Source organism: Paenibacillus haidiansis, assembly GCF_036553665.1.
In the GTDB taxonomy this organism is placed as follows: Bacteria; Bacillota; Bacilli; order Paenibacillales; family Paenibacillaceae; genus Fontibacillus; species Fontibacillus haidiansis.
Window position 1 is genome coordinate 1 of the sequence record NZ_JAZHPZ010000018.1, and the last position, 21,629, is coordinate 21,629.

Annotated in this window: 22 protein-coding genes and 1 rRNA gene; 1 reads left to right on the top strand and 22 read right to left on the bottom strand. The window is 54.5% G+C overall.

Annotation, left to right across the window (positions count from 1 at the left end):
- Positions 1 to 161 (bottom strand): 16S ribosomal RNA (locus V3851_RS23150); the annotation flags it as partial.
- Positions 162 to 486: 325 nt separating this feature from the next.
- Positions 487 to 1,029 (bottom strand): hypothetical protein, encoded by a 543-nt coding sequence (locus V3851_RS23155; RefSeq protein WP_331848884.1) that lies wholly within the window; start codon positions 1,027 to 1,029, stop codon positions 487 to 489.
- Positions 1,030 to 1,130: 101 nt separating this feature from the next.
- Between V3851_RS23155 and V3851_RS23160 the strand changes: the two genes are divergently transcribed.
- Complete coding sequence (locus V3851_RS23160) at positions 1,131 to 1,724, top strand: TetR/AcrR family transcriptional regulator (RefSeq protein WP_331848885.1); 594 nt, start codon at positions 1,131 to 1,133, stop codon at positions 1,722 to 1,724.
- A gap of 79 nt (positions 1,725 to 1,803) precedes the next feature.
- On the opposite strand, the gene lysS is transcribed toward V3851_RS23160, so the two are convergent.
- The 20 genes from lysS to V3851_RS23260 form a co-directional block, all read right to left on the bottom strand.
- Positions 1,804 to 3,273: a lysine--tRNA ligase gene (gene lysS / locus V3851_RS23165; protein WP_331848953.1), complete on the bottom strand. Its 1,470-nt coding sequence runs from the start codon at positions 3,271 to 3,273 to the stop codon at positions 1,804 to 1,806.
- Positions 3,274 to 3,416: 143 nt separating this feature from the next.
- Positions 3,417 to 3,893: a transcription elongation factor GreA gene (greA, locus tag V3851_RS23170; RefSeq protein WP_148454309.1), complete on the bottom strand. Its 477-nt coding sequence runs from the start codon at positions 3,891 to 3,893 to the stop codon at positions 3,417 to 3,419.
- 339 nt (positions 3,894 to 4,232) lie between these two features.
- Positions 4,233 to 5,234 (bottom strand): tRNA dihydrouridine synthase DusB, encoded by a 1,002-nt coding sequence (gene dusB / locus V3851_RS23175; RefSeq protein WP_331848886.1) that lies wholly within the window; start codon positions 5,232 to 5,234, stop codon positions 4,233 to 4,235.
- 29 nt (positions 5,235 to 5,263) lie between these two features.
- Positions 5,264 to 5,473 (bottom strand): helix-turn-helix domain-containing protein, encoded by a 210-nt coding sequence (locus tag V3851_RS23180; RefSeq protein WP_331848887.1) that lies wholly within the window; start codon positions 5,471 to 5,473, stop codon positions 5,264 to 5,266.
- Positions 5,425 to 5,973, bottom strand: a complete 549-nt coding sequence (gene folK / locus V3851_RS23185) for a 2-amino-4-hydroxy-6-hydroxymethyldihydropteridine diphosphokinase (protein ID WP_331848888.1) — start codon at positions 5,971 to 5,973, stop codon at positions 5,425 to 5,427. Before folK ends, V3851_RS23180 begins: the two co-directional genes overlap by 49 nt.
- 9 nt (positions 5,974 to 5,982) lie before the next feature.
- Positions 5,983 to 6,345, bottom strand: a complete 363-nt coding sequence (folB, locus tag V3851_RS23190; protein ID WP_331848889.1) for a dihydroneopterin aldolase — start codon at positions 6,343 to 6,345, stop codon at positions 5,983 to 5,985.
- 39 nt (positions 6,346 to 6,384) lie between these two features.
- Positions 6,385 to 7,221, bottom strand: a complete 837-nt coding sequence (folP, locus tag V3851_RS23195; RefSeq protein ID WP_331848954.1) for a dihydropteroate synthase — start codon at positions 7,219 to 7,221, stop codon at positions 6,385 to 6,387.
- Positions 7,222 to 7,226: 5 nt separating this feature from the next.
- Positions 7,227 to 8,180, bottom strand: coding sequence for an aminotransferase class IV (locus V3851_RS23200; protein ID WP_331848890.1), 954 nt, complete (start codon positions 8,178 to 8,180; stop codon positions 7,227 to 7,229).
- A complete protein-coding gene (gene pabA, locus V3851_RS23205) occupies positions 8,177 to 8,758 on the bottom strand; it encodes an aminodeoxychorismate/anthranilate synthase component II (protein WP_331848891.1) in 582 nt (193 codons plus the stop codon). The genes V3851_RS23200 and pabA overlap by 4 nt, the downstream gene beginning before the upstream one ends.
- A 280-nt stretch (positions 8,759 to 9,038) precedes the next feature.
- Complete coding sequence (cysK, locus tag V3851_RS23210; protein WP_331848892.1) at positions 9,039 to 9,977, bottom strand: cysteine synthase A; 939 nt, start codon at positions 9,975 to 9,977, stop codon at positions 9,039 to 9,041.
- A gap of 228 nt (positions 9,978 to 10,205) precedes the next feature.
- A complete protein-coding gene (gene hslO, locus V3851_RS23215; RefSeq protein ID WP_331848893.1) occupies positions 10,206 to 11,093 on the bottom strand; it encodes an Hsp33 family molecular chaperone HslO in 888 nt (295 codons plus the stop codon).
- A gap of 21 nt (positions 11,094 to 11,114) precedes the next feature.
- Positions 11,115 to 11,879 carry a type III pantothenate kinase gene (locus tag V3851_RS23220; protein WP_331848894.1) on the bottom strand — a complete coding sequence of 255 codons (765 nt, stop codon included), beginning with the start codon at positions 11,877 to 11,879 and terminating at the stop codon, positions 11,115 to 11,117.
- A gap of 4 nt (positions 11,880 to 11,883) precedes the next feature.
- Positions 11,884 to 12,750, bottom strand: a complete 867-nt coding sequence (gene nadC / locus V3851_RS23225; protein WP_331848895.1) for a carboxylating nicotinate-nucleotide diphosphorylase — start codon at positions 12,748 to 12,750, stop codon at positions 11,884 to 11,886.
- Positions 12,740 to 14,356, bottom strand: coding sequence for an L-aspartate oxidase (gene nadB / locus V3851_RS23230; protein WP_331848896.1), 1,617 nt, complete (start codon positions 14,354 to 14,356; stop codon positions 12,740 to 12,742). The genes nadC and nadB overlap by 11 nt, the downstream gene beginning before the upstream one ends.
- 35 nt (positions 14,357 to 14,391) lie before the next feature.
- A complete protein-coding gene (nadA, locus tag V3851_RS23235) occupies positions 14,392 to 15,330 on the bottom strand; it encodes a quinolinate synthase NadA (RefSeq protein WP_331848897.1) in 939 nt (312 codons plus the stop codon).
- A 297-nt stretch (positions 15,331 to 15,627) separates the two neighbouring features.
- Positions 15,628 to 17,763, bottom strand: coding sequence for an ATP-dependent zinc metalloprotease FtsH (gene ftsH, locus V3851_RS23240; RefSeq protein WP_331848898.1), 2,136 nt, complete (start codon positions 17,761 to 17,763; stop codon positions 15,628 to 15,630).
- 114 nt (positions 17,764 to 17,877) lie between these two features.
- Positions 17,878 to 18,417, bottom strand: a complete 540-nt coding sequence (gene hpt / locus V3851_RS23245; protein ID WP_331848899.1) for a hypoxanthine phosphoribosyltransferase — start codon at positions 18,415 to 18,417, stop codon at positions 17,878 to 17,880.
- Positions 18,418 to 18,480: 63 nt separating this feature from the next.
- A complete protein-coding gene (tilS, locus tag V3851_RS23250; protein WP_331848900.1) occupies positions 18,481 to 19,920 on the bottom strand; it encodes a tRNA lysidine(34) synthetase TilS in 1,440 nt (479 codons plus the stop codon).
- Between the two features lie 20 nt (positions 19,921 to 19,940).
- Positions 19,941 to 20,879, bottom strand: a complete 939-nt coding sequence (locus V3851_RS23255) for a serine/threonine protein kinase (protein ID WP_331848901.1) — start codon at positions 20,877 to 20,879, stop codon at positions 19,941 to 19,943.
- Positions 20,863 to 21,609, bottom strand: a complete 747-nt coding sequence (locus V3851_RS23260) for a vWA domain-containing protein (RefSeq protein ID WP_331848902.1) — start codon at positions 21,607 to 21,609, stop codon at positions 20,863 to 20,865. Before V3851_RS23260 ends, V3851_RS23255 begins: the two co-directional genes overlap by 17 nt.
- Between the last annotated feature and the right edge of the window lie 20 nt (positions 21,610 to 21,629).

Consider the following 21,629-nt stretch of genomic DNA (forward strand, 5'->3'; position numbering starts at 1 on the left):
TCCGGTAGTTATCCCGGTCTTACGGGCAGGTTGCCTACGTGTTACTCACCCGTCCGCCGCTAAGTTAATCAGGAGCAAGCTCCCGATTAACTCCGCTCGACTTGCATGTATTAGGCACGCCGCCAGCGTTCGTCCTGAGCCAGGATCAAACTCTCCAATAAAGTGTTTGACTTGCTCATTTCAAAACTGACGAGAATTTTACTTCTCATTTAATACTCACTCGTTGTTCAGTTTTCAAAGATCAACTTCATTCATTTCAGTCAACCGCTCATCAGCAGCAACTCTTATATATTACCACGTTTCAATCAATTATGCAAGCTTTTTTTGAATTATTTTTTAATTCGTTATTTTGCTTGCTGTTTCTCGAACCGTGCTGGCCGCTATTCGCTGGCCGGATATATAATATACCACGGATAAATTAATTAGGCAACCATTTTGAATCAATTTCATACATGCAATGTTTTCCTGAATTAATGCCCTTAATCTTTACCCTGATAAGGTTTGTTTTTTCGGCCAAAGCGTAAAACTGAAGCTGATCAGGAAATCGATCCCCAAGATTACCGCCCATTTTATGATCATTCCTCCCAGCTGCTCCGTACGCGAGGGATCGTCGACAAAAAGAATCATTCCATACAATAATGACGCACCGATAACCCCGGAAAGGAGGTGCCGATACCATCCCTGCCTTTCAGAGCGAGCGTGTTCCTTTCCGTATTTCGGCGCCTTTTCGGGCTTGGCACCCCCGGCGTAACGGTACGCAAACCGCTGGTCGGCCCACCGGATCATCCGGTGCCCGAATCCGACCGTCACCCCGATATAAACAGCGGCCAACCCATGAGCGAATGACGCCATCGTCCCGTTCTTCAAGTCAATGACCGTTACCACGATCAGAATCAAATCAACGATCGGAGTTCCTATCAGCAGCAATCCGCCGATCTTTCTCCAACCCAACAGATACCTTGCGGATAAACCGGCCAGTACCAATACCCAGAACGCAATTTCACAGCCAATAATAAGTGCCATGATCATACCAGTATGTCTCTCCTCTCCGCATTTATTTAATACACTTGTGCTAAAAACAAAATAACACATCTGTATTACATAAAACAAGGCCGTGATATACTTAGGACATGCCTAAAATTGTTGACCATGAATTTCAAAGAGAAGTTGTCGCCGAGGCGGCATGGAGAGTTATCCGCAAATACGGAATCGAACAGGCCTCAGTTCGAAAGATCGCCGAGGAAGCCGGTGTTTCCGCAGGCTCGGTGCGTCATTATTTCACTTCGCAATCCGAGCTGTACGCATACTCCATGCGACTGGTTTCGAAGCGAGTCAATGAACGGATTCGGCATATTCGCCCTACGGGGAACTTGATGGAGGATATTCTCGAATATCTGGAGCAGATTCTCCCGCTTAATGAGGAAACGAGACTCGAAATGGAGGTGTGGTTTGCTTTTGTCGCGAAGTCCATGTCGGATTCCTCATTAGAAGAGCTCCGCAATCAAGTGGATCACGATCTAAGAAGGCTGTCCGAATTACTGATCGCTGCTTTGATCGAGTCGGGTTCCGCCAGAAACGATCTCGATCGGAATCTGGAGGCAGAGCGTTTCTATGCTCTGATCGACGGTTTGGCGATTCATGCGGTACTGAGGCCCGAAATGCTGTCCGGGGAAAAAATCGAAGCCGTACTGACGCATCATTTGCGTACGCTATGCAGGCCTTGAAGCTTGATCCACAATAATATGCGCAAAAAAAAGAACGCCCTCCGAAGAGGGTGTTCTTTTTACAACGCAGAAGCCTTCCTTATTCGACAGCTGTGTTCCGCATATGCGGGAACAGCAGGACATCGCGGATCGAAGCGGAGTCCGTCAACAGCATGACCAGACGGTCGACCCCGATACCGAGTCCGCCGGTCGGCGGCATGCCGTATTCGAGGGCACGGATGAAATCTTCGTCCATTTCGTGCGCCTCATCGTTGCCTTGCTCACGCTCGAGGAGCTGGGCTTCAAACCGCTGGCGCTGATCGATCGGATCGTTCAGCTCGGAGAATGCGTTGGCATGCTCGCGCGCCACAATAAACAGCTCGAAACGATCCGTGAAACGAGGATCTTCTTCGTTCTTCTTGGCCAGCGGGGAAATTTCCACCGGGTGACCGTACACAAACGTAGGCTGAATCAAGGTTTCCTCCACAAATTGCTCGAAGAACGCATTCAAAATATGCCCGAAAGTCATATGCGGTTCAACCGGAACCTTGTGTTCTTTGGCAAGACGGTGAGCTTCTTCATCGCTCATGTGCACGCCGAAGTCCACGCCGGTCACTTCCTTGACCGCATCCACCATGGATACGCGGCGCCATTGCGGCGTCAAGTCAACCGTATGCCCTTGATATTGGATCACATGAGTGCCCAAAACCTCTTCGGCGATATGCGCGATCATATTTTCAGTCAATGCCATGATATCCTTGTAATCCGCATAAGCTTCATACAATTCGATCATGGTGAATTCCGGATTGTGGCGGGTGGAAATCCCTTCATTCCGGTATACCCGGCCGATCTCGTACACTTTCTCCAAACCGCCCACAATCAGACGCTTCAAATGAAGCTCGATGGCGATCCGCATGTAGAGCTGCATGTCCAGTGCATTATGATGCGTAATGAAAGGACGGGCCGCCGCACCGCCGGCAATATTGTGAAGCGTAGGCGTTTCTACCTCCAGATAGCCGAGAGAATCCAAATACCGGCGCATGGATTGGATGATCCGGGAGCGCTTGATAAAGGTTTGCTGAACCTCGGGATTAACGATCAAATCGACATAACGCTGACGGTAGCGAAGCTCCACGTCCTTAAGGCCATGATATTTGTCGGGAAGCGGGTAAAGCGATTTGGACAAAACCTCCAGGTCTTTGACTTTGATCGTCGTTTCGCCGGTCTTGGTCTTGAATACTTCGCCGGTTACGCCGACGATGTCGCCAAGGTCGAGGATATGAAAAGCCGCGTATTTGTCCGCCGGAACGCTGTCCTGCCGTACGTAAATTTGGATTTTGCCCGAAAGATCCTGAATATGCGCAAAGCTGGCTTTACCCATCACCCGTTTGGCCATAATCCGCCCGGCGATCGAAACCTCCACCTGCTTCTCATCAAGCTCTTCCTTGGTTAATCCGTCATACTGCTTCAAAATATCCCCCGCCATGGAAGTACGCACGTACTTCTTGCCGAAAGGGTCTACCCCCAACCCGCGCAGCTCGTCCAGCTTATCGCGGCGGATTTGCAGCATTTCATTGATCTCGACGACTTCCTGGTTGTTTTGTTCCTCGCTCACTTCGTTCCACTCCTTAACAACATGATTTTTAAAAGGCGAATAGAAAACAGTGAAAGAAGCTTCCGCTGGGGAAGCTTCTTCAGGTCGCTAATTCAGCCTTATTTCTTAATATCGACTATTTTATATTGAATGACGCCCGCAGGAACCGTAACGTCGACGATAGCACCCTTCTTCTTGCCCAGAATGGCTTTGCCGACAGGGCTTTCGTTCGATATTTTGTTCTGCAGCGGATCGGACTCGGCCGTCCCGACGATCGCGTATTCCATCGTATCGCCGAACTCCAGATCCTCGACCGTAACCGTCGAACCGATGCTTACCGTGTCCGTATCGATCTCGTCATTGTTGATGATCCGGGCGTTGCGCAGCATTTTCTCCAGCGTAATAATACGTCCTTCAATAAACGCCTGCTCGTTCTTCGCATCCTCATATTCCGAGTTCTCGCTGATGTCCCCGTATCCGATGGCGGTCTTGATCCGCTCGGCTACTTCGCGGCGTCTTACGGACTTCAAATTTTCCAGCTCTTCTTCCAGTCTTTTCAGACCGTCCTGTGTAAGAATGACTTCTTTATCGCTCATCTCAACCGATTCTCCTGTCATGGAAATAATATTCGCACTGTGCGGCGGACTGCCGGGAGCTCCAAAGGCGCCTTCCCGCTAAATCAAGGAGAGAACCAACGACGTTCCTAAAGAAGATGCCGTAATTCCCGTATTTCCGCCTAACAACGGCCGTGAAAAATCACGCATCATTGAGAATATCATATGCAATCGCATGGAGGTCAGACCATCCATGTTGTGGAAGTTATCTCCTGAGGCGAATTTATACTGAGAAATTATAGGTTAACGAATCGAAAATGTCAATGACGCCCGATTTTGCAAATGAAAACGCTTTATGAACGTTACCCCTGCAAAATCCGATTACGCGGATGCGACCTGATCATTCTGTTGGGCTTCAAGGTCCGCTACAAAATTCTCCAGAATACGCACCATTTCGTCCCGCTTCGTTTCCTCCATAATAACGTCCTTAATCCGGGCCGCTCCTTTAAGGCCTTTCAGATACCAGGCCAGATGCTTGCGCATTTCCCGAACGGCCACATTCTCGCCTTTGAGCGCCGCCAGCCGGTCCATATGCAAAATGGCGATCCGGATTTTCTCTTGGGCTTCCGGCTCCGGCAACAGGATACCCGTTTTGAGGTATTCTACCGTCCGGTACAGCATCCACGGGTTGCCCAGTGCGCCGCGCCCGATCATGACTCCGTCGCAGCCGGTTTCGTCCAGCATCCGTTTCGCATCCTCCGGCGTCGCCACGTCTCCGTTGCCGATGACGGGAATCGACACCGCTTCCTTCACTTGTTTGATGTAGCTCCAGTCCGCTTTACCGGTATACAATTGCTCCCGCGTACGGCCGTGAACGCTGACCGCTTTGCCGCCGGCCTGTTCCACGGCTTTGGCGTTATCGATGACATAGATGTGATCGGAATCCCAGCCGATCCGCATCTTTACCGTCACCGGCTTGCTTACGGCTTCCACGACCGCCGACACCATCTCATAAATCTTGTTCGGGTCGAGCAGCCAACGGGCGCCCGCATCGCATTTTGTCACTTTAGGCACAGGGCAGCCCATATTGATATCGATAATATCCGCGTTCGTCTCCTGATCGACCACTTTGGCGGCTTCGACCAGGGATTTGCGGTCCCCGCCGAAAATTTGCAGGCTGAGCGGTTTCTCCCGCTCGTCGACGAACAGCATTTGACGGGTCCGCTTGTTGCCGTGGATGATCGCTTTATCGCTAACCATCTCTGCGCAGACAAGCCCGGTCCCGAACTCTTTGGCGATGAGCCGGAACGCCGGGTTGCATACTCCCGCCATCGGGGCCAGCACGACCTGATTTTTCATCTCAATATCGCCGATCTTCAGCATGATGGTATCCCTCCCGGGGGTAAAATATACTAAATTTCCTCCTGCTTCAGTTCCGCAAGGGATATCCCAAGAACATCCGCAATTTTAATTAAAATTTGATCTTCTGCGCGGCGGTTTCCCCGCTCGATCGCGCCCAGAATCGCTAGCGACACGCCCGATTCATCCGCCAACTGCTGCTGCGTATAACCTTTTAGTTTCCGGAAGGCGCGGATCCGCCGGGCCAGATGCCTGTTTTCCAAAGCCGTACTCCATCCTTTCCGTCTATGAAGTTCAGGGCAGTGTGCACCCGCTCATAGAGCCCCGTAGGTTCTCCTTCCGGCACGATATCGCGCAGCGGGACAAGTACGAAGGCTCGCTCCAGCATCCGCGGGTGAGGCAAGGTCAACAGAGGAGTATCAATGGTTTGGCCCTCCATCCATAGCAGATCCAAATCGACCGTTCGCGGGCCCCAGCGGAGCTTGCGTTCCCTTCCCAGCTTAAGCTCGGTTTCCAGCATGAACTTAAGCAGCGCTTCGGGGGTAAGCGTGGTGCGCAGCGCGAGCGCCATATTGACAAAGTTGGGCTGATCCACGTAGCCTACCGGGTCCGTCTCGTACAGATCGGAACACCGGAGCACCTGAATCTCGCGGTGTTCATTCAGCAGCGCCACCGCCTGCCTTAGATTGGACTCGCGATCTCCCAAATTGGCTCCTAATGCAATATAAGCCTCTGACAGATCAGAGGTGGATTGTGTGCTCATAAATCCTTCTCACTTTCTCGACCGGTGCAACTCCACCGTCACTCCCTCGAAATGTATATCAAAAGGGGGATGCGGTTTGGTCACGCCGACCGTTAAGGCATCTACACTAGTATAAGTGTCCAAAACGGCGGATGCAATATGCTCGGCAAGCGCCTCGATCAATTTAAAGCTGCTTTGCTCGACGATTCCTTTCACCAGCTCGTGGACCTCGGCATAATTTACCGTTTCGGCAAGATCGTCGTTCTCCCCGGCTTTGCGCAGATCAAGCTCCAGCGTAAGGTCCACGTAGAACCGCTGCCCAAGCTTCCGTTCTTCCTCAAATACACCGTGATACCCGTAATATTCCATGCGCCGAATAATCATTTTATCCATAATTTACTCCTCCGTTTAGCGGCCAAATAAGTTGGCGGTCTACGCGTATATAATGGCGTCGCACATTTGCGCCGTACGTTTGATTTCCTTTACGTCATGGACCCGTACGATCTGGCAGCCCTGCGCGATCCCGAAGGCCACGGTCGCCGCAGTGCCGAATACCACCTCATCGACATCGAGATCCAAGGCGGTACGGATGAACTTTTTGCGCGACGTTCCAAGCAGCAGAGGGAACCCGAGGTCCGCGATTCGGTCGAGCTCCTTCATGACCAGCAGATTCTCGTGATAATCTTTGGCGAAGCCGATCCCAGGGTCCAGGATGATCTGCTCGTCCTTCACCCCGGCTTGCCGGGCGATCCGGACGCTGTCCAGTAAGTCGTCGCAAACGTCTTTCAGCAAATCCTTATAATCCCGATCATGCCGGTTGTGCATCAAAATGGCGGGACATCCGAATTCCGCCGCGACTTCGGCCATTTGCGGCTCGTACTTAAAGCCCCAGATATCGTTGATTATATGGGCGCCGGCTTTCAGCGATTCCCTCGCCACTTTCGCTTTATAGGTATCCACGGAGACCGGAATATGCGGAAGCTCGCGGTGAAGAGCCTCCACTACGGGGACGACGCGCTCCAGCTCCTCCTGCTCGCTTACCGGTTCATGGCCGGGCCGGGTCGATTCTCCCCCCAGATCGATTATATCGGCACCGTCCGCGACCATTTGCTTGGCATGTTGAATCGCCCGCTCGACATCATTGTATCGCCCTCCGTCCGAAAACGAATCAGGCGTCACGTTAAGGATGCCCATGATCAGCGTACGCTCTCCCAAGGTCACAGTCGTTTCCCCGCAGCGGTATTCCCTTTTATATAGCTTACTCTTCATCATTTTTATCGTCTTACCTCTTTTCTGTATAAATCCAGCAGCCGTCCGGTCACCGGTCCGATCTCCCCGCCTCCGACAGCGATGCGCTTTCCGTCAGGCCGGGCGAGCAGGGTTACCGGCATCAGCTCCTGGATCGAGTTTGTAAGGAAAATTTCCTCTGCCTCCTCCAGCTTGTCCCAGGGATAGCGTCCCTCTTCCGCCTTAAGTCCGCAGCGTCGAGCCAGCTCCATGACCAGGCTCCGGGTAATGCCCGGCAAAATGCCGGTGCCGATCTCGGGTGTATATAGTTTGCCGTGATTCACGAAAAACAAATTGCTCGTGATCCCCTCCGCCACATCTCCGTTTGCCGTCAGCAGCAATCCTTCCGCCGGAAGGGCGGCGCATGTTCCGGCTCCCGCTTCGACAGCTACAGATGCGCTATGGTCATACGCACCCGCACCCGCAGCGGACTCTTGCCGTTCGTAAGCGGCCAATTCGCGGCGGGCCAGCACATTGTTCATATAATGCAGTGATTTCAGCCGGATTTCGCTCTCCGGCGTATTGCGCGGCGTACGAAGCCTCCAGAGCGTCTTCCCTTTCGTGTACAACGCCTCATTTAGGGGCGGCAGCGGCTTTACGTAAAGAACGACCGTCGGCTCCGCATAATCCTCCGTTATTAACCCGAGCGGTCCCTCTCCCGCGGACACGGTCAGGCGGAAGTATCCGTCGCTCAGCTCATTTCGCGCCAACAATTCGGCGATTTCCGCCATAATTCCGTCGGCATCGCCTTGGTAGGGAATACCCACTTGCCTGCAGCTTTCCTTTAACCGCTCCAGGTGTCGATGCAGCAAAAACGGCTTCCCGCCGTACGTCCGAAATGTCTCAAATAAACCCATACCGTACATGAAGCCGTGATCCATTACGGATATCACGGCTTCGGCAGTCGGGATGACCGCTCCGTTCATCCCGATATATTTCATGTTCTTGCCTCCGCTTTCCGGCTCAGGAAATTGCGGAGAATTTGGTGCCCGTGATCGGTAATGATCGATTCCGGATGGAACTGGACGCCTTCCACCGGGTACTCTTTATGGCGCAGCCCCATAATTTCGCCTTCCGCGGTCTCCGCGGTAATCTCCAGGCAATCCGGGAGGCTTTCCCGCTCGACGATGAGAGAATGGTAGCGGGTTGCCGTAAAGGGCGAAGGCAGTCCGGCGAATACCGATTCGCCGTGGTGGTGAATCGGCGAGGTTTTCCCGTGCATCAGCCGCTCGGCCCGGATCACTGTGCCGCCGAAGGCTTGCCCGATCGCCTGATGTCCGAGGCAGACGCCGAAGATCGGAATCGAATCTTTAAACCGCCCGATCACGGCCAGCGTGATGCCCGCTTCATTCGGTGTGCAGGGGCCCGGGGAAAGTAAAATATGATCCGGTCTCAGCGCCTCGATCCCTTCCAGGTCGATTTCGTCGTTTCGCCGAACCGTTACCTCTTCTCCCAGTTCGCCCAAATACTGAACCAGGTTATACGTAAACGAATCGTAATTATCGATGACCAGTATCATCCCTTCATCCCCTATCCTTCGCCAAGGTGGCGTTATTTGTCCCTACAGACGGTACGCTACGGCGATAACTTTGACCATGGCCGATTTCCGTCCTTCATAACCGGTATACGTATAATAATATTTAATTCCATATTCCCGTTATAGTCAATCCATCCCATAGCCCCGCGGTACTGTTTGAAAATGCAATAACCCCCGCAGCGTCCTTCATGAAGAACAAAGAACAACCGCGGGGGTCGCAAGCAATATTCAATTGCAATTATACGGGTTAACCCAATTCCGATTAAGCTTCAAAATTGTAAAGCGGCGTGCTGAGGTAACGTTCGCCGTTACTTGGAATAACCGCGACAACGCGTTTGCCCTTACCCAATTCCTTGGCTACTTTCAGAGCGGCATACACAGCCGCACCGGAAGAGATACCGGACAGAATCCCCTCTTCTTTAGCCACTTTGCGGGCTTGTTCGAAGGCGTCATCATTTTCGACATGAATGATCTCGTCATAGATTTCACGGTTGAGGATTTCGGGAATAAAGTTGGCGCCAAGACCTTGGATTTTGTGCGGTCCCGGTTTGCCTCCCGCCAAAATCGGCGAAGCCGCCGGCTCTACCGCGTAAATCTTAATGTCAGGGAAGCGCTTCTTAAGCACCTCGCCCGCACCGCTGATCGTTCCGCCCGTACCGATACCCGCCACAAAAGCATCCAATTTGCCGTCCAAAGAATCGATCGCTTCCACGATTTCAGGGCCGGTCGTTTCGCGGTGGATTTTCACGTTCGCTTGATTTCTGAATTGATCGGCCAGGAAGTAATCCGGATTGGCCGCCAAAATTTCTTCCGCCTTCTTAACGGCGCCGTTCATCCCTTCCGATCCCGGTGTCAGAACCAGCTCGGCACCGTAAGCGCGAAGCAGGTTGCGGCGTTCCAAGCTCATTGTTTCCGGCATAACGATAACCGCCTTGTATCCTTTAGCGGCGGCAACCAAGGCCAGACCGATCCCTGTATTGCCGCTGGTAGCTTCCACAATCGTACCGCCCGGTTTAAGTTTCCCCGCCTTCTCAGCCTCTTCCACGATGCTGATTGCGATCCGGTCTTTAACGCTGGAACCCGGATTTTGGTATTCCAGCTTCACATAGATTTCCGCGCTGTCTTCCGGAACAATGCGGTTCAAACGAACCAGCGGCGTATCGCCGATAAGGTCCGTTACGTTATTTACGATTTTTGCCATAATAGAGCCCTCCTCAAATATGAAAACAATATTGAATAAGCGCGCAAATCTTGCTGTCATTGTGTATTTCTTTATTTCCGAGTAAACAAGTTGGTTTTCCTATCTATAATCTTAACAACCCCGATCAGGATTGTCAATAAAGCCCGAAAAAAATACTTTGCCTCCAATCCGGTCATACATTAAAGGTTGTCCGGGGAAGCAAAGTATTTATCCGTACACCCGAAATTCCTACTTGGACTGGGCGATTAAATCGTCCAAATCCTTGGGGCCGAAGGTGTAAACTTCATTGCAAAAATCGCATATAACCTCGGTCTCTTTCTCCTCGTTGCGCAGCTCGGTCAGTTCTTCTTTGCCCAAGCTGATCAGCGTCCGTTCCACCCGTTCCCGGGAGCAGTGACAGGAGAAGGTAATCTCCAGTTCATCCAGCACCTTCACATCCGGCAGAATCCAACGGAGCATCTCCTCCGGCTCAAGCCCCTGATCCAGCAGCGAAGTCACCGGCGGAAGCTGGCTCACCGCCCGCTCGATGGCGTCGATCTCGGGATCGCTCAGCCCCGGCATCAGTTGGACAATGAAGCCGCCGGCCACAATAACGGAGTTATCCGCCTCCACCAGCACTCCGAGTCCTACCGCGGATGGCGTTTGCTCGGACAAGGCAAAATAGTAAGTGAAATCTTCGCCAAGCTCGCCGGAGATCAGCGGCACGCTGCCTTGGTAAGGCTCTTTCATGCCGAGATCCTTGGTCACATGAATGTATCCGGTCGTTCCTACGGCTCCGGCCACGTCCAGCTTGCCCTTGCTGTTGCTGGGGAGCTGAACATGCGGGTTGGATACATAGCCGCGCACCTCGCCCTTCGCGTTGGCATCGGCCACGATCTGCCCGACCGGCCCGTCGCCCTTGACCTGAACCGTCAGCTTCTCCTCCCCTTTCAGCATCGCGCCCATCATTGCGGCCGCCGTCACCGTACGGCCAAGCGCCGCCGTTGTTGTCGGGTACGTATCATGCCGTCTGCGGAGCTCTTCCACCAGCTCCGTCGTCCGGACCGCAAAAGCGCGGACTTTACCGTCCATCGCCGTGCCGCGGACCAAACGGTCTTTATCTGTCTTTTTCTCCACGGTGTGAAGCCTCCTTGTTCTTTATTGATTCCGCTCATATATAAGGCGAAGGCCTTCAAGCGTAAGCAGCGGATTTACGACCTCGATGGAGCGGGCCTCGCTGGCGATCAGCTCGGCGAGTCCGCCGGTCGCGATCACCTTCGGCTTTCCGTCCATCTCTCGCCCGATCCGTTCCACAATGCCGTCAACTTGACCGGCATAGCCAAAAATAATCCCCGCTTGCATCGCATGAACCGTATTGCGGCCGATCACCTTCTTCGGCTTTTCCAGCTCGATGCGCGGAAGCTTCGAGGCGCGCTGATACAGCGCCTCCGTCGAAATGCCGATGCCCGGCACGATCGCGCCGCCCAAATAATTGCCCTGCGCGTCGACGCAGTCGAAGGTCGTCGCCGTACCGAAGTCGACGACGACGAGCGGGCCGCCGTACTGCTCGATCGCCGCCACGGCGTTGACGATCCGGTCCGCGCCGACTTCGCGCGGATTCTCGTAACGCAGGTTAAGGCCGGTTTTGATCCCCGGGCCGACGATGAGCGGTTTTTGATGCAGGTATTTTTCGCACAATTCCTCCAGCACATGCATCAGCGGCGGCACGACGGAAGAGATAATGACTCCTTCAATATCACGTACATCAATCTTGGACATTTGAAACAAGTTATAGATCAGAACGCCGTATTCATCGACCGTCGACTGCCGGTTGGTTCCGATCCGGAAATGATGAAGCAGCTCACGCTCTCTGTAAATGCCAAGTACGATATTGGTGTTGCCGACATCTACGACAAGAAACACGGCCTTACCCCTCTTTCTTCTCACCAAGGTCCAAACTGATGTCCAGACTCTCAAATGAATAAGTTAAACGCCCCACGGAGATGACGTCCACGCCGCTCTCCGCGATGGCCCGTATCGTTTGCAGCGACACATTGCCGGAAGCCTCCGTTTTGACATGGGGAGCTTTGGCCTTGATGCGCCGGACCGCTTCCTTCATCATGTCGGGGGCCATATTGTCCAGCATAATAATATCGGCCCCTGCCGTCAAAGCCTCCTCGACTTGCGCCAGGCTCTCCGCTTCCACCTCAATCGTCATCGTATGCGGGATATTCGCCCGCGCCCGGCCTACCGCCTGGGCGATGCCGCCGGCCCCTTTGATGTGGTTGTCTTTGATCATGACCGCGTCATATAAGCCGAAGCGGTGGTTCGCGCCGCCGCCGGTGCGCACCGCGTACTTCTCCAGCATGCGGTGTCCCGGCGTCGTTTTGCGCGTGTCGACCAGCCGGACCGGCAGACCTTCCAGCGCATCGACGAAAGTGCGCGTCCGCGTCGCGATTCCGGACAACCGCTGCAGCAAGTTCAGGGCCAGCCGCTCGCCCGTCAAAATGCTGTGCGTGCTGCCCTCGACCTCCGCCAGTACGGTTCCTTTCGCCACGGACTCGCCGTCCTTCACCAGCGGGGTGAAGGTAAGCAGCGGATCCACCACTTCAAAGACGAGCTGGGCCACCGGCATCCCGGCGACAATCCCGGCTTCTTTGGCGTGGATAATTCCCTTCGACTCATGTCCGGCCGGGATCGTTACCCCGGTGGTCACATCGCCGGAGCCTACGTCTTCTTTCAGCCAGATGCGGATCGATTCGACCAGGCCTTCGTTATATCCATTAAACATCATCGCTGGTTTCCTCCAACATTCCTTTGTCCCGTTGACGTAAAATATGCTTGCGCCAATGGGCGTCATTCCGTTCCGGGAAGTCCTCCCGATAATGCCCGCCGCGGCTCTCCTCGCGGGCCAGCGCCGATTCGGCCAGCAGCAGCGCGCAGGTCAGCATATTAGCGAATTCGAACTGCTCCCGCGTGTGGAGCGCGGCCCCGAAGATCGGCACCTGCCGCTTCAGTTCGTCCAGCCCCTTGAGCAGGCCTTCCTTCGTCCGCCGCAGTCCCACGTTGCGGACCATCACTTTCTGCAGCTTGAGCCGGCGTTCAACGACCGGCTGCATGACCGGGTCGCGGCGGTTCTCCCGGGAGGCGATGCCCGCCCCCGTCTTTGTCAGCGGCTCCGTCTGCCGGATGCGCTCGACGATCCGCCGTCCGAACACGATCGCTTCGGACAGCGAATTGCTGGCCAGCCGGTTCGCGCCGTGCACACCGGTCGACGATACCTCGCCGCAGGCGAACAAACGGCGGATGCTGGTCTCCCCGTGGCGGCCCGTTCGCACGCCTCCCATCATATAATGCGCAGCGGGAGCCACCGGAATCCAGTCGGTGGTCATATCTAGGCCGTAGCCGATACAGGTTTCGTAAATCGTCGGAAACCGGTGCTTGATCGTTTCCGGCGTTTCGTGCGTGATGTCGAGATACACGATGCTCGACTTCGTCGCTTCCATCTCGCTGACGATGGCCCGGGCGACAATATCCCGGGGCGCCAGCTCCAGCAGTTCATGATATTTCCCCATGAACCGTTCGCCGTGAATGTTGCGCAGGATCGCGCCTTCCCCGCGCACCGCTTCGGAGATCAGAAACCGCGGCGCGCCGGGATAGCAGAGCGAGGTCGGATGGAACTGGATGAACTCCAGATCCCGAATGACCGCGCCGGCCCGGTACGCCATCGCCACGCCGTCGCCGGTGGCGACCTCCGGATTGGTCGTATACCGGTATAGCTGCCCGGCCCCTCCGCTGCAAAGAATCGTGGAGTTCCCCCGCAGGAATACCCGCTCGCCGTCCGGTCGCTGAACCAATGCGCCCAGACACTCTCCATCCTCTGTAATTAAATCTATCGCATAATGATCATGCCATATATCGATATTGCCGTGTCCCGCCACCTGCTCCGACAACGCGCGGACAATCTCGTAGCCGGTCGCGTCGCCGTTCGCGTGCAGAATGCGGCGGTGGCTGTGCGCGCCTTCCTTGGTCAGCGCCAGCTCCCCGTTCTCCAGGTCGAAGGCCGTCCCGAGCGTAATCAGGTCCTTAACTCCCTCGGGCCCTTCGGTTACGAGGATGTTCACGGCCTCCAAGGAGCACAGCCCGGCTCCGGCCAGCAGCGTGTCCTCCCGGTGCGAAGCCGGAGAATCTTCCTCGGAGATGACCGCAGCAATGCCGCCCTGCGCATATCTCGTGTTGCTCTCCATCAGCGACTTCTTCGTAATCATCGTCACGCGGCGGTCTTCGCTCGCCTTAATGGCCGTATACAGGCCGGCGATCCCCGAGCCGATCACAATGACATCCGTATCGATGACGGCAAGTTCACTCAAATCGAAATCAACCAAATATTGTGGTATCACGATATTCACCTGTCTTGAACAGAGAGTAGCGCATGCTACTGAACTTGTAACATGCGCTCTAGTGAGGTTCTGGCTTTGTCGGCGACGGCGGGCGGCACGTAAATTTGCGGCTGCATTGTTTCCAGGCATTTGACCAGTTTTTTCAAATTATTCACTTTCATATTGGGACATACCAGAAACTTGGTGGCAAAATGGAAATCTTTATCCGGGCTGTCCTTCCGCAATTGGTATCCGGTTCCGTCCTCGGTCCCGACGATAAACTCTTTGGCGGACGACTTCTTGCAGTAATCGATAATCGCGGTCGTACTGCCGACAAAATCGCCCATCGCCACCACTTCCGGGCGGCACTCGGGGTGGACGACAAACTCGGCGTTCGGATATTTGGCCTTCATTTCGACCACATCCTTCACGGTCAGCATGTCATGCGTATTGCAGTATCCTTCCCAGATAATAAGCTTTTTGTCCGTATGCTGCTGTACGTAATGTCCTAGATTTTTGTCGGGAACCCAGATGATCTCATCGGCATCGACCGAATTGATGACCTTTACCGCATTGGAGGACGTACAGCAGATGTCCGTCTCCGCTTTGATTTCCGCCGAAGAATTAATGTATGTAACCACCTTGGCGTTCGGGTGCTGGGCCTTCAGCTTGCGCAAGCCGTCCACATTGACCATATCTGCCATCGGGCAGCCCGCCCGTTCGTCGGGAATGAGCACGGTCTTGTCCGGAGCGAGGATCTTCGCGCTTTCCCCCATAAAATGGACGCCGCAGAATACGATCGTTTCAGCATCGGTCGAAGCCGCTTTTTGGGCAAGCAAAAACGAGTCGCCCCGGAAATCGGCCACCTCCTGAATTTCGTCGCGTTGATAATAATGCGCTAAAATAATGGCATTCCGTTCCTTTTTAAGCCGGAACAACTTCTCACGAAGCTCACGGTTCATTTCCGCCTTATGTTCCAATGCTTGAGCTTCCACCTGATATCCTCCCCTAAGTCGCGCCCGCGGTTATCCTCCGCGATTCTCTCTCTTGTCCGCATCCCGTTATATTTGGTTAAATCATCCTGTGAGCAAAAACTTTGTGCAAAAAAACGCATACTTTTCTGCACGGTCACCAAGTTGACACAGTGTGTTTAACAACTAATTTACACAAGCGGCACAGGGCTGTCAATTCACCTGAGCAAATGGACTAAATAAAATTTTAAGCAAAATGCTCCCGGGAATGAAAAAAACCGGGAAACAGATACTCTGTCTCCCGGTTTGGTGACGCTATGCTTATACGGTCGGCGTATTGCCGCCGTTGCCTTGCCCGTTATCGTCTTTATCGATCCGGTCCGGCGTTTGCGGAGTATCGCTGACGGTTCCTTGCGGAGCATCCACCGTCGGATCCTCTTTCACGTTATTCGCCGAGCTCCCCGGCATATTGTTCGGGATATCTCCGGTCGGACCGGCAGGTGCCGGATCCTCGGTTTTGCCCTGGATACGAACACGTACGTCGCCGACGTTGTCCACGGTTGGTTCACCCGGTTCGGCAGGAGTACTTCCGTTGCCGCCGGCTTCGCCATTACCCGGCAATTTGCCGGTCTCGATCAACGATTTGATCTGATCCAGTTCCAGCGTTTCCACCTCAAGCAGCGTTTCCGCGATCAAGCGGACTTCCGCGGCATGCTCGGTGAGCAGCTTCTTACAACGTTCATACGATTCGTTAATGAAGCGCTGCATTTCCTGGTCGATCTCGTAAGCGATCTGATCGCTGTAATTCTGCTCGTGCCCGATATCGCGGCCCAGGAATACTTGGCCCTGCGATGTGCCGAACTGCATCGGTCCGAGCTTCTCGCTCATCCCGTATTCGACGATCATGCTGCGCACGATGCTTGTCGCCTGCTGGAAGTCGCTGTAAGCCCCGGTGCCGATTTCGCCGATGAACAGCTCCTCCGACACGCGGCCGCCCAAGAGGCCCGTTACCTTGTCGAGCAATTCCTGCTTCGTCACGAGCATCCGGTCTTCCTTCGGCAGCATGATTACATATCCGCCGGCACGGCCGCGCGGAATAATCGTTACCTTGTGCACCATATCGGCATGCTCCAGGAAGTAGCCGACAATCGTATGGCCCGCTTCGTGGAACGCCACGATCCGCTTCTCGCGGTCGCTGATAACGCGGCTGCGTTTCTCCGTACCGACGATGACGCGGTCGATCGCCTCGTCAACCTCGCGCATGGAAATATCCTTGCGGTTGCGGCGTGCGGCAAGGAGCGCCGCTTCGTTCAACAGGTTCTCCAGATCGGCGCCGGTAAAACCGGTCGTCCGTTTGGCGATGACGTCCAGGCGGACGTCTTTGGTCAGCGGCTTATTGCGCGCGTGAACGCGAAGTACCGCTTCGCGGCCCTTCACATCCGGACGGTCGACCGTGATTTGACGGTCAAAACGTCCCGGACGCAGCAAGGCCGGATCAAGAATATCGGCGCGGTTGGTCGCCGCGACAATAATAATACCTTCGTTGCCGCCGAAACCGTCCATCTCCACGAGCAATTGGTTGAGCGTTTGCTCGCGTTCGTCATGCCCGCCGCCGAGTCCGGCGCCGCGCTGACGGCCCACGGCATCGATTTCGTCGATAAAGATAATACATGGCGCATTCTTCTTCGCATTCTCGAACAAATCCCGCACCCGGGAAGCGCCGACCCCGACGAACATTTCCACGAAGTCGGAACCGGAGATGCTGAAGAACGGTACGCCGGCTTCCCCTGCAACCGCACGGGCCAGCAAAGTTTTACCGGTCCCCGGAGGGCCCACAAGCAGAACCCCTTTCGGAATACGCGCGCCGACGGCGGCGAATTTCCGCGGGTCTTTCAAGAATTCAACGACTTCGACAAGCTCCTGCTTCTCTTCGTCGGCCCCAGCCACATCCTCGAAGGTTACCTTTTTCTTCTCTTCATTATAGAGACGGGCCCGGCTCTTGCCGAAGTTCATCACTTTGCCGCCGCCGCCCTGCGCCTGATTGAACAGGAAGAAGAACAGAATGAACATGATAGCCAGCGGAACGATGGAGGTCAGGAAAGTCAGCCAGATGCTTTCCCCTTGCATCTTTTTCCAGTTCAGATCAAAACCGTTCTGTTCGCTGAGATCCGTAATCTCCTTCAACACGTTCGGATCATAAGGGATATAGGCCGAGAAGTTCTTCGTCTTCGTCTTGCCGTCTCCGACCTCTTCTCTATACTGACCGGTTACCAGATAAGCATAACCGTCGAATTTCCCGGTTAATTCTTCGATGTTGTCGTTCTTTAATTGCTGCCGAAGTTCGGCATAACTAGGGTTGATGGTTGCCTCGTTCCCGGTGTTGAGGAATTGGACGATGCCCACCACGACTAAGAAAAGTATCAAATAAAAACCAGAATTCCGGATGAACCGATTCATCCCCTACCTCCTCTCAAAACCTTAAGTTATTTTAACATAGCCGCTCATGCCATTTCAAAAAAACGGGCGGGGACGGCTCCGGGCTCCTTGCAAAATCGCAAAGGTCCGGCGAAATCAGCTGCTGTATACTTCCGGCTTCAGCACTCCAACGAAGGGGAGGTTCCGGTATTTCTCGGCATAATCCAAGCCGTAACCGACAACGAAAGCATCGGGAATAATGAATCCCGACAAATCCGCCTCCAGTTTCACGGTCCGGCGCGCCGGCTTATCAAACAGTGTTACGATCTTTACGGACTTCACATTCCGCCGCTGCAGCACATCGACGAGGTAACTGAGCGTCAGCCCGCTGTCGATGATATCTTCCACGATAAGGATGTCTCTTCCCTCGACGGAATTGTCCAGATCCTTGATGATTTTTACTTCTCCCGAAGAACGGGTGGAGGCTCCATAGCTGGATACCGCCATAAAATCAAGCTCAAGCGGAACGGTAATTTCCTTCACCAAATCCGCCATAAATATAAAAGCGCCTTTCAGAATGCAGATGACCAAAGGATTCCGGCCTTCGTATTCCGCACTCAATTGGCGGCCGAGCTCGGCTACTTTCTCCTGGATTTGTTCCCGGGTAATCAAAACTTCCTGAATGTCATTTAACAAGATAAATAAACCTCCTACGTTATACTATGAATGCCTTCAATTGGCCTTAGCCCCAAGTTTGGATTATCGGCCCGTATCCAGAGCCATCACCACAACGGAAGCCGTCTGCCGTCCTACCGCCGCAAGCGATGATCTTCGAACTCCGGGAATCCACACAATCCGGCCCTTGGCGTCCGTCACCATTGGGATTTGGGAGCGTAGAGAGGGAGGTATTTTCTCGTCGATGAAAATATCTTTCACCTTTTTGCTTCCATTTAGTCCCATCAATTTCATCTTGTCTCCCGGAAGCCGGGAGCGCACCGTAAGCGGATAGACGAGCTCGGCCGCATCGAACGCGGCCTCGTTGTTTCCCTCCGGTATCACCGCCGGAAGTTCGGCTCCGGCCTCATAACGGGTAAAACGCAAGGTTTGCCCCGTGTCCATAATAGACACTTCCGCCGGAAAATGTTCCACAACATATGTATAATGAGGAATCTGACTTTCCGCTCGGGCGGGCATAAACCGGATGATATCATATTCACGCAGACAACGGATTCCTCCGCCGAGATCAAGGCTCCATGTGGTTGGCCGGTCCTGGACCGCCCCTTTGCGGATCGCTTCAATCTTGACAAAATCGCTGTCATCCGTGCCCAAAGGCAGATAATTTAATATTAGTTTAATCAACCTCCGTTGTAAAGCGGCATGTAGGGAGGTGAAAGTCCCCGTCCGAAAAGCCGCGCAGCCATCCTGCCATATGACCGTTTCGGCATATATCCGCGCCGTTTCCTGCGCCATGTAATCGTCTTCTTCCCCGATCACCTCGGCCAGGCGGTTCAGCGAATCCGCCAGTTGCTCATTATATTGCCCCAAAAACGGCAGTACATCCAGCCGGATCGCATTTCTTGCATACTTGGGCAGCAAATTGGAGCTGTCGATGACAAACGGGATGCCGGCGCCTTCGCAGGCCTTCACCAGCTCATTTTTGTATATACGAAGCAACGGGCGGATAAGTTCCACATTTTTTTCCCGGCGTTTCAGCTTCATCCCCGCCAAACCGGACGGCCCGCTTCCCCGCAAAATCCGCATCATGACCGTCTCGGCTTGATCGTCGGCATGATGGGCCAAGGCGATCGACGCGGCCCCGTATTTTTTGGCGACCTCGTGCAGGAAGCCGTATCTTTTCTCCCGGGCGGCCAATTGGCCCCCTTTGCCCGATTCCTTCATATAAGCCGGAATGTCAAATGCGCCGAGCTCGAACGGAATCCCCAGGCGGTCGGCCATATGCCGTACAAATTCGGCCTCCTCGTTGGACTCTTGTCCCCGGAATCCATGATTGACGTGGGCGCACACCAGCTTCAAACCAAGCCCGGGATCCCCGGCCAGCTCCTTTAATATATGTAATAACAAAACGGAATCGGGTCCGCCGGAAACCGCGACCACGATACCATCTCCGGGCGACCACAGCTCGTGATCCCGCCCGGTGCGGCGCACTTGCTCCACCAATCGGTGCAAATCGGAATTCATCCTGCGCCTCTTCCTTTCCACTATAGAATAAAAGTCAAATAAAGGGCGCAGCCCAGCAAGGTTAATGCCAGGGCGAAAGCGCCCACCAGCCAGCGCGGAGTCGAGGCTGCCGGTTTGCGCCGGCGGTAAGGGGCCGTAACGAGTTCTTTCCATAATCGGCACGCTTCCCACGTATCCCGAAATTGCCCTGTGATCGCCCGCTCCAGCCAGACTTTGTAGGGCTTCAAAGCAGGCTCGGAACGAACGATATTCAGCAAATCATGGTAGCTTCGCGTTTGCGGAAGCTGCGTCGCCGCCTGTCTCAACGAGCCTTCGGCAAGCAGGTGAATGCACACGGCCGAAAAGGAGAACAAGTCATAGGCCGGGTCGGCGGTTCGCCCTCCGGCCCCCCAGAACCCGCGGTCATACCACTCGGTGAACTGCTTTACGCTCCGTCCCATACTGCTGACTCCGCCGTAATCGATGAGTTCGACTTCGCCATAGGGTGACACCAGCACGTTCTCCGGCTTCAGATCGCCGAATACCCACCCGCTCTCATGCAGCTGCCCAAGCTGCCGCAGCAGATGCAAACCCGCGATCCCGAGCCACTCTGCGCCTCTCTGGGCAAGAAAGGGCCGAAGCGGCTCGCCCTTCACATATCGCATGACATAGAAAGGAATCTCCCTGCCCTGGACGGAATAGTCATCGACTTCCACCAGATAAGAAAGATCCCGCCCCGTGCCGCTTCGCCGCCGTTCTTGCCGCTGCAGCGCCTTCAGCACATTGATTTCCGATTGTATATCGACCGTGTCGAAGCCCATTTTGAGCGCATAACGCTTCGAGCTGTCCGCTTGCCTGACCAAATAAACAACGCCATTGGCCCCTTGGCCGAGCAGGCGCTCAATCCGATATTGCCCGCCCTTCCAGCGGCCGGTTACTACCGTTCCTTGCGCAAGGCTCAATTTAGACGACGTAGTCACCGAGTATCCCTTCTCCTCTATCCGGTTCCTCCGGCCAGTTCTTGGATTCGTGTCCCTTAAGTGTACCATATTGGAAGAATTCCATCACCTTCAGGATCGCCGGGCCGGTTGGGGTCGCCCCGCGCATCGCAATCCGCTGGAAGATGGAGCGTACCGAACCGAGATCGGTCGTCCAGTCCAAATCGAGCACGGCATCCTCGCCGCCGTGTGAGCCGGGGAAATGGAACACGGCCAACCTGCTGCTTCCTTTTCTCGCGCCCAGGCTGAGCATCATATCGCGGATCGCCTCCTCCACGGCGGCAAGCTTCGGCTTCATGCTGGCGCTCGCGTCGATTAACAGCGCTACGTCCAAGGAGCTCGTTTCGCTTAGCTCGTCAATCACTTCCACGACCTGGGAACGCTGCTCCGGAGGAAGTTCCTCGACGGAAGCATTGCCCAGGATTTGCTTTAACTCTTTATTAACCGCGTGCTGAATCGTCTGAACCACGGTCTTTCTGGTCAACATCTGCATCGTTTGCGCCAGCTTCTGCGTCCCCGACAGCGAGCTCATCCCGCCGCCCGCCTTGGCGATTTCCGCAATTTCCAAGCTGCCGAGCTCGCCGATCGTTCCGTAATCGACAATCCCCACGACATTGACGATAATTCCTTCCTGTTTGGCCAAAGCCGCGGCCATAACCGGGCTCTCTCCCACATTGGAGCAGCCGTCGGTAATCAGCATAATTTGCTTCATAGGAATCCCCGCTTTCTTTC

Excerpts from the sequence above, each read along its gene's own strand:
- V3851_RS23155 (WP_331848884.1), bottom strand. The coding sequence starts at position 1,029 with ATGATCATGGCACTTATTATTGGCTGTGAAATTGCGTTCTGGGTATTG.
- V3851_RS23160 (WP_331848885.1), top strand. The coding sequence starts at position 1,131 with ATGCCTAAAATTGTTGACCATGAATTTCAAAGAGAAGTTGTCGCCGAG.
- lysS (WP_331848953.1), bottom strand. The coding sequence starts at position 3,273 with ATGCTGCAAATCCGCCGCGATAAGCTGGACGAGCTGCGCGGGTTGGGG.
- greA (WP_148454309.1), bottom strand. The coding sequence starts at position 3,893 with ATGAGCGATAAAGAAGTCATTCTTACACAGGACGGTCTGAAAAGACTG.
- dusB (WP_331848886.1), bottom strand. The coding sequence starts at position 5,234 with ATGCTGAAGATCGGCGATATTGAGATGAAAAATCAGGTCGTGCTGGCC.
- folK (WP_331848888.1), bottom strand. The coding sequence starts at position 5,973 with ATGAGCACACAATCCACCTCTGATCTGTCAGAGGCTTATATTGCATTA.
- folB (WP_331848889.1), bottom strand. The coding sequence starts at position 6,345 with ATGGATAAAATGATTATTCGGCGCATGGAATATTACGGGTATCACGGT.
- folP (WP_331848954.1), bottom strand. The coding sequence starts at position 7,221 with ATGAAGAGTAAGCTATATAAAAGGGAATACCGCTGCGGGGAAACGACT.
- V3851_RS23200 (WP_331848890.1), bottom strand. The coding sequence starts at position 8,180 with ATGAAATATATCGGGATGAACGGAGCGGTCATCCCGACTGCCGAAGCC.
- pabA (WP_331848891.1), bottom strand. The coding sequence starts at position 8,758 with ATGATACTGGTCATCGATAATTACGATTCGTTTACGTATAACCTGGTT.
- cysK (WP_331848892.1), bottom strand. The coding sequence starts at position 9,977 with ATGGCAAAAATCGTAAATAACGTAACGGACCTTATCGGCGATACGCCG.
- nadC (WP_331848895.1), bottom strand. The coding sequence starts at position 12,750 with ATGATGTTTAATGGATATAACGAAGGCCTGGTCGAATCGATCCGCATC.
- ftsH (WP_331848898.1), bottom strand. The coding sequence starts at position 17,763 with ATGAATCGGTTCATCCGGAATTCTGGTTTTTATTTGATACTTTTCTTA.
- tilS (WP_331848900.1), bottom strand. The coding sequence starts at position 19,920 with ATGAATTCCGATTTGCACCGATTGGTGGAGCAAGTGCGCCGCACCGGG.
- V3851_RS23260 (WP_331848902.1), bottom strand. The coding sequence starts at position 21,609 with ATGAAGCAAATTATGCTGATTACCGACGGCTGCTCCAATGTGGGAGAG.